Genomic DNA, 7,240 nt, shown 5'->3' on the forward strand with positions numbered 1-7,240 from the left:
TTCCAGGGGCGGGGCGTCGTCGCAGAAGACGCGCATGAAGGCGCCGAGATCCTCGTACCAGTCGTGGTTGCCGGGTATCGCGTAGATCGGCGCCGGATAGTCCTGGTAGGGCCGGAAGAACTTCGTGCCGTAGTCGTCCGCGCTGCCCACCGGATAGATCACGTCACTGGCGACGACGGCGAACCTGGTGTCCTGACCGACCCTCAGAAACCCTGGTACGACGGCGTACTGGGGATCGTCGCCCTCGCCGGTGTCGCCGATGACCATGAACGAGAACGACTCGGGGTCCTCGCGCCGGATCACCTTGTCGGCGGGTGCGCCGGCCGCCGCGCGCTGGGCCACCCAGCGGCTTCTGGTACGGCCCGTGGGGTCCCCGAACCAGGAGGCGACCACGCCGTTGCGGGCGGCCCACAGGGTCTTCGGGTCCAGCCACGAGATCTTCTCGACCTCGGGCGGCATCAGCCGCTTGTACTCACCGGGTCGGGTGGAGCCCCAGCCGGCGCCTTCGGCGGTATCGCGTGAGGAGTCAGACACCGGTGCACCGTAACAACGATCTAGAACCTGCCGGGACGGGGGAGTGCGGTACGGCGATGTCCCCGGCCGGGTCTCACCTTCGAGGGCCGTGCGGGGCCGCCCACTGGGGATCCTGTGCCGCCCGGGCGTGGATCACCCGCGGCTCCTGGCCCTCCTGGCCGTCGAGGGGCGAGCCGGACGCCGCTTCCGTGCGGGCGCCCTTGGCGGACGGGCGGTTCCAGTCACCCTCGCCGAGCACCAGGAGCGGGTCGAACATGACCACAACTCCGGCCAGCAGCAGGAAGACCACCGGTCCGAGGAGCATGGGCAGCAGCAGCGAGGTGGGCGAGTCGCCGGCCCACGAGCCACCGGTCGTGCCGTGCACATGGACACTGACCGCGGACATGCCCGTGTAGTGCATTCCCGTCACGGCGACGCCCATGATCAGGCTGGCACCGAGGCTCGTCAGGAAACCCCGGATCGTGACGGCCGCCCACAGGGCCGCGGTCGCCGCGACGATCGCGATGACGACGGAGAGCGCGACGACGACGGGGTCGTAACGGACCGTACCGTTCAGGTGCAGCGCCGCCATGCCGAGGTAGTGCATGGCCGCCACGCCGAGCCCGGTGATCACGCCGGCGAAGGAGAGGTTGAGGGGGCTGGCGCCGCGGTAGCCGACGATGAAGACGCCGATGCCCACGACGACGATCGCCACGGCCAGACTGAGGACCGTGAGCCCGGCGTCGTAGCGGATCCGGGTCTCCACGACCTGGAAGCCGATCATGGCGATGAAGTGCATCGTCCAGATGCCGCAGCCGATCGAGGCGGCGCCGAGTGCCAGCCAGCCCGCCTTCCACGACTGCGTGCTGAGCAGGGTGCGCACGATGCAGCGCAGCCCCAGAGCCCCTCCCAGGCACGCCATGAGATAGGCGGCGACCGGGGTCACCGCACCGTAGCGGAACCCGTCCACCGTGCCTTCCATAAGCCAACTCCCCCAGAGTTTTGGCTGGTCGTGGAGGAAGGGTTACGGCTGGAGATCCCGGAAGGCAAGGCATTACCGGGGGTAAACAGGGAATTCACGGAGGGCGATGTTGAACTTTAGTCACATGGCGGCGAGTTCCGGCCAAGGTGACGCGGCGGCACCACGGATGTGCCAGTGTTGACAAGTTTTCAGCACTGCCGCGGCGACGCGGCGGGAAAGGCGGTTGCCGGTTCGCCGCCGTTCGTGAACGATCCCGCCCCGTGACCACACGCACCGAACAGCCGTCCTCCGTCCCCCGCCCCCTCGCCCTGATCACCGGCGTGGGCCGTACCGCCGGCATCGGCGCCGGGATCGCGCAGCGCCTCGCGGCCTCGGGGTGGAACATCGCCTTCACCTACTGGAACCCGTACGACGCCCGCATGGCCTGGGGCGCCGAACCCGGCGCGACGGAGGCGATCGGCAGCAGCCTGTCCGAGCTCGGCGCGGCCACCGCGGCCATCGAGGCGGACCTCGCCGACCCCGCGACACCGGCCCGCGTCTTCGACGAGGCGGAGCGACGGCTGGGCCCCGTCACCGCGCTGGTGATGAGCCACTGCGAGTCGGTCGACTCCGGACTGCTCGACACCACCGTCGAGAGCTTCGACCGGCACTTCGCCGTCAACACCCGCGCGACCTGGCTGCTCATCCGTGAGTTCGGTCGGCGCTTCACCGCGGAACGGGGCACCGGCCGGATCGTCAGCCTCACCAGCGACCACACCGTCGGGAACCTGCCCTACGGAGCGAGCAAGGGCGCCATGGACCGCATCACCCTGGCCGCCGCCCACGAACTCGGCCACCTCGGCGTGACCGCCAACGTGGTCAACCCCGGTCCCGTGGACACCGGTTGGATGACCGACGAGGTCCGCGCGCACTGCCTCGCCGCCACCCCGCTCGGTCGCCTCGGCACCCCGCAGGACACCGCCCACCTGGTGGACTTCCTGTGCTCACGGGAGGGGCAGTGGGTCAACGGGCAGCTGTTGAAGAGCAACGGGGGCCTGGCGTAAGGCTGTTCGCGTCGGCTGCGCGCGGGCTCACTCCGGTGGGACGGGAACCGGGCGCAGCACCATCAGCGCGTCCTCGCGACCCGCGGCCATGGCGAACGGAAACCGGTCGGCCTCCAGACAGAGCCGGACATCGTCCGCATGGACGCCCGGCAGTCCCTGCCGCGCACCCCGCTCCAACGAGGCCGCCCACCGGGATTCCCGCGCCCGACGGAGATACGGTTCCACGTCCACCCCGTCGGACTCGACGCGCCGCGCGATGTACTCGGCACACGCCCTGTCCTCCTCGGCCCGCCCCTCCTCACCGGTGACGACGAACGTCACCTCCTGCGCGCCGCGTTCACGCAGCAGCCGCGCGGTCGCGCCGGCCACCACGAAACTCGCGCACAGCAGCAGCCTGGCGTCGGCCACCGCCAGGGCACCCACCGTTCCCGCGGTCGTCTTCTGCACGATCGTGCGGCCGGCGAGGTCACGGTCCGCCAGCAGGGCGGGGGAGTTGAACGCGTCGAAACCGGGCGCGGGAGCCCCGTCCTTGAGAGCCAGCCACCCCGGATGACCGGCCTTCAGCTCCAGGGCCTCGTCCTCCGAGGGGGCCAGCACGATCTTCTCGGCCCCACCGGCGAAGGCGTGTGCGGCCACTGAGAACGCGCGGAGGACATCGATGACGACGGCGACGGCGGGAGTCCGCGTCAGCTCCGGAATTCCGAGGAAATGAGAACGCATTCGGCCCATGGTGCCGCAGCCCGGCGACCGAAGGGTCAACTCCCCTCGGCCCGCTGGAGTTCGGCGAGGGTCAGGACGTGGCCGCCGATGCCCCAGCCGCCGTCGGTGACCTCCTCGACGAGGACGAGGGTGGTGGCGCGGGCGCGTTCGCCGTAGACGTCCACGTAGAGGTCGGTGGTGCGGGTGATGATCCGCTGCTTCTGCTCCTCGGTGAGGGTGCCGGCGGGGACCTTGAAGTTCGCGAAGGGCATGAGGGTGCTGCTCCATCCATGAGGGCGGCGGACTCTGTACGCCCCCCACGGTCGTCCGGGGCGGCGTGCGCAGCCAGGGCTGTGTCCACCCTGGGGTCGGCACCCCCTGGCTCGGCCGTCGCGTTCCGCGTGATGATGGCGGGATGAACCTCGCCGAGCTCGCCGCGTTCCTGAGGTCCCGGCGCGATCGCGTACGGCCCTCCGACGTCGGCCTGCCCACCGGACCGCGTCGCCGGGTCCCCGGGCTGCGCCGCGAGGAGGTCGCCCAGCTGGCCGGGCTGTCGGCGGACTACTACACCGAGCTCGAACGCGGAGGCGGCGTCCAGCCCTCCGCGCAGGTACTGGCCGCGCTCGCCCGGGCACTGCGGCTCGGTGGCGACGAGCGCGACCATCTGTTCCACCTCGCCGACCGCCCTGTGCCCACGGTGGCCCAGGGCTCGAACGCCCATGCCCAGCGGGCCCTGCTCGGCCTCCTCGACCGCCTCACCACGACCCCCGCCCAGATCATCACCGACCTGCACGAGACCCTCGTCCAGAACGAACTGGCCGCCGCGCTGATCGGGCGCGCCCCCGCCCGCCGCGGCACGGCCGGGAGCTTCGTCCACCGGTGGTTCACCGACCCCGCCGCCCGCACGGTCTATCCCGCCGAGGACCACCCCCAGCACTCCAGGGCCTTCGTCGCCGACCTCCGGGCCGTCGCCGCCCGGCGCGGCCGCGACACGGAGGTCGCCGCGATGGTGGCCGATCTGCGGCGCCGCAGCGAGGAGTTCGCCGCCCTGTGGGACATCCACGACGTCGCCCTGCGGCGCATCGACCACAAGCGGATCGTCCACGCCACGCTGGGAGTGGTCGAAGTGGACTGCCACACCCTGTTCAGCGAGGACGGACTCCAGCGGCTTCTCTGGTTCAGTGCCCCGCCCGGCACCGAGGCCGCCGCCCGACTGGAACTGCTCGCCGTCATCGGCACCCAGGACATGTCCGCGGACGACGAGAACACCCTGCGCTAGGGCGTGTTGCGAAAGTCCCGTCGTTCGCCCGAAGGGCGGGCCTCGCGGCGTCAGGTGCGTGCTCTCGGCGTGCCGGGCGGAAGCCCTCGTACTGGATGTACTTGGGCTTTCGCCCGGTGCGGCGAAGGGGGTCCCCCCGTCCGAGCCCTGCGCAGCAGGTTCGAGGATGGGGGCGCGTGCATGGCGTCGCGAGGCAGGCGGGACTTTCGCAACACGCCCTAGTCGTGCGCGGCCCGCGTACGACCGCCGGACCTTCCGTGCCTCCCCGTCAGGGTTTCCGGGCCAGTCCACCGTGCTCGGCGACGATCTCCGGGGCGCCGGAACCGGGGTCCGGACGCCACTGCGTGACGGAGACGACGCCGGGCTCGACGAGTTCCAGGCCGTTGAAGAACCGGGTGATCTCGTCGACGGACCGCAGGACGTACGGGACGGCGCCGCTGTCGTTGTAGGCGTCCTGGGCCCGTTCGAAGACCGGGTCGACGCCGAGCGAGCCGTCGTTGAGGCAGAGGTGGCTGCCGGAGGGGAGCGCGTCCATCAGGCGGGTGACGATCGAGCGGGCCTGCTCGTGGTCGGCGACGTGTCCGAGGATGTTGCTGAGGATGAGCGCGACCGGTCGGCCGAGGTCCAGGGTCGCGGCGGCGCCCGCGAGGATACGGTCCGGGTCCGTCGCGTCGGCCTCGATGTACGCGGTGGCGCCCTCGGGGGTGGAGGTGAGCAGGGCGCGGGCGTGGGCCAGCACCATCGGGTCGTTGTCGACGTGGACGATCCGGGACTCGGGGGCGATCCGCTGTGCCACCTCATGGGTGTTCTGCGCGGTGGGAAGGCCGCTGCCGACGTCGAGGAACTGCCGGATGCCCGCCTCGGAGACCAGGTACGAGAGCGTGCGGCGCAGAAAGGCACGGCTGCCGCGGGCGATCGTGACGATGCCGGGGAAGACGGCGGTGTAGGCGTCGCCGGCCGCCTTGTCGACGGGGTAGTTGTCCGTGCCGCCGAGCCAGTAGTTCCAGATGCGCGCGGAATGCGGCACCGACGTGTCGATTGCCGGAGTGTCGATTGCCGGATGTTCCGCTGGTTCGGGCGTCGTCACCGGATCGGTCATGGGGCGGGTCCGTCCTTCAGCCGAGGCAGGGATCGTGCACGCCACAACCTATGCTCGAACACTCGCCCCGCGCCTGCCTGTTGGGGGATTCCGGCCGGCTGGGAAAGCCGTGCTCGGGTATCCAGGACGCGAGGGCGCCGGGCCGCGCGGGTTCAGCCGCCGCGACGGATCTGGGCCGCCCTGCGGGCCTCGGCCAGCTTGCGGGCCTCGCCGGCCTTGCGGGACTTGCCGCCGGTGCCGCGGGCGGAGTCCTTGCTGGTGCCCAGCCCGCGGAAGGGGGCGTTGGTGTTCTTCGGCCGGGGCACGGCGGGCCCGCCGTCGAGCGGGATGCCGGAGGGAGTCCTGGCCCCGGTGATCCGGCTCAGCACCGCCTCGCCCGAGCGCACCTTGGTGACGGTCGGCTCGATGCCGGCCTCGGTCATCACCCGGCCGGCCTCACGACGCTGGCCCGACAACACCAGGGTGACGACCCGTCCCGACTCGCCCGCCCGGGCGGTTCGGCCCGCGCGGTGCAGATAGTCCTTGGCGTCGGTCGGCGGGTCCACGTTGACCACGAGGTCGAGGTCGTCGACATGCAGGCCACGGGCCGCGACATTGGTGGCGACCAGCACGGTGACCTGCCCGTCCTTGAACTGGGCGAGGGTGCGGGTGCGCTGCGGTTGGGACTTGCCGCTGTGCAGGGCGGCGGCGTGCACCCCGGCGGCCCGCAGATGCCGGGTGAGCTGGTCGACTCCGTGCTTGGTGTCCAGGAACAGCAGCACCCGGCCGTCGCGGGCGGCGATCTCCGTGGTGACGGCGTACCGGTCGGGACCGTGGACGACCAGGAGATGGTGGTCCATCGTCGTGACCGCGCCTGCCGACGGGTCCACCGAGTGGACGACGGGGTCCTGGAGATGGCTGTTGACCAGGTGGTCGACGTCACGGTCCAGGGTGGCCGAGAACAGCATCCGCTGGCCCTCGGGCCGCACCTGGTCGAGCGCCTCGGTGACCTGCGGCAGGAAGCCCATGTCGCACATCTGGTCGGCCTCGTCGAGGACGGTGATCCGCACCCGCCCCAGGCGGCAGGCATTGCGCTCCACGAGGTCGTGGAGTCGACCGGGGGTGGCGACGACGACCTCGGCGCCGTCCCGCAGCGCGGCGATCTGCCGGCCGATCGACATACCGCCGACGACCGCGGCCATCCGCAGCCGCAGTGCCTCGGCGTACGGCGTCAGAGCCTCGGTGACCTGCTGGGCGAGCTCCCTGGTGGGCACCAGGACCAGCGCGAGGGGCTGCTTCGCCTCCGCGCGCTGCCCGGCCGTGCGGACGAGCAGCGGGAGGCCGAACGCGAGCGTCTTGCCCGACCCGGTGCGCCCGCGCCCCAGGACGTCACGTCCCGCGAGGGCGTCGGGCAGCGTCGCCGCCTGGATCGGAAAGGGCTCACGCACCCCGCGCTCGGTGAGGACACGCAGCACCTGGGCCGGCAGCCCCAGATCGGCGAAGGAAACGGCGGGCGATGCCGTACCGGTCTGGTCGGGGTGGTCCATCAAGAGCCTTCCGCGAAGGGGACGTACCGAGGAAGGCCCGGCAGGAAGTCATGAGCGCGCAAAGGGTAGACGGTAACACAAAGTGATGGTGGACGGGGA

Annotated in this window: 8 protein-coding genes; 2 read left to right on the top strand and 6 right to left on the bottom strand. The window is 71.4% G+C overall.

Features of this window, described 5'->3' with window-relative positions; all coding sequences use genetic code 11:
- Together EHS43_RS32485 and EHS43_RS32490 are read right to left on the bottom strand one after the other, a co-directional pair.
- The coding region (locus tag EHS43_RS32485) for a metallophosphoesterase (protein WP_185806513.1) at positions 1-534 on the bottom strand (534 nt) is incomplete at its 3' end.
- Between the two features lie 73 nt (positions 535-607).
- Positions 608-1,495: an MHYT domain-containing protein gene (locus tag EHS43_RS32490; protein WP_125194258.1), complete on the bottom strand. Its 888-nt coding sequence runs from the start codon at positions 1,493-1,495 to the stop codon at positions 608-610.
- A 260-nt stretch (positions 1,496-1,755) separates the two neighbouring features.
- On the opposite strand from EHS43_RS32490, the gene EHS43_RS32495 reads away from it, so the two are divergent.
- Positions 1,756-2,538 carry an SDR family oxidoreductase gene (locus tag EHS43_RS32495; RefSeq protein WP_125194259.1) on the top strand — a complete coding sequence of 261 codons (783 nt, stop codon included), beginning with the start codon at positions 1,756-1,758 and terminating at the stop codon, positions 2,536-2,538.
- Positions 2,539-2,565: 27 nt separating this feature from the next.
- On the opposite strand, the gene EHS43_RS32500 is transcribed toward EHS43_RS32495, so the two are convergent.
- Positions 2,566-3,258, bottom strand: coding sequence for a 2-phosphosulfolactate phosphatase (locus EHS43_RS32500; protein WP_125194260.1), 693 nt, complete (start codon positions 3,256-3,258; stop codon positions 2,566-2,568).
- 35 nt (positions 3,259-3,293) lie between these two features.
- Complete coding sequence (locus EHS43_RS32505; RefSeq protein WP_125194261.1) at positions 3,294-3,509, bottom strand: 4-oxalocrotonate tautomerase family protein; 216 nt, start codon at positions 3,507-3,509, stop codon at positions 3,294-3,296.
- A gap of 143 nt (positions 3,510-3,652) precedes the next feature.
- Here EHS43_RS32505 and EHS43_RS32510 point away from each other — a divergent pair, with 143 nt between their 5' ends.
- A complete protein-coding gene (locus EHS43_RS32510; RefSeq protein ID WP_125194262.1) occupies positions 3,653-4,516 on the top strand; it encodes a helix-turn-helix transcriptional regulator in 864 nt (287 codons plus the stop codon).
- Between the two features lie 268 nt (positions 4,517-4,784).
- On the opposite strand, the gene EHS43_RS32520 is transcribed toward EHS43_RS32510, so the two are convergent.
- Complete coding sequence (locus EHS43_RS32520; protein WP_125194263.1) at positions 4,785-5,615, bottom strand: SAM-dependent methyltransferase; 831 nt, start codon at positions 5,613-5,615, stop codon at positions 4,785-4,787.
- A 152-nt stretch (positions 5,616-5,767) separates the two neighbouring features.
- Positions 5,768-7,141, bottom strand: a complete 1,374-nt coding sequence (locus tag EHS43_RS32525) for a DEAD/DEAH box helicase (protein WP_125194264.1) — start codon at positions 7,139-7,141, stop codon at positions 5,768-5,770.
- Positions 7,142-7,240 lie beyond the last annotated feature (99 nt).

The organism is Streptomyces sp. RP5T (genome assembly GCF_003933965.1).
Taxonomy (GTDB): domain Bacteria; phylum Actinomycetota; class Actinomycetes; order Streptomycetales; family Streptomycetaceae; genus Streptomyces.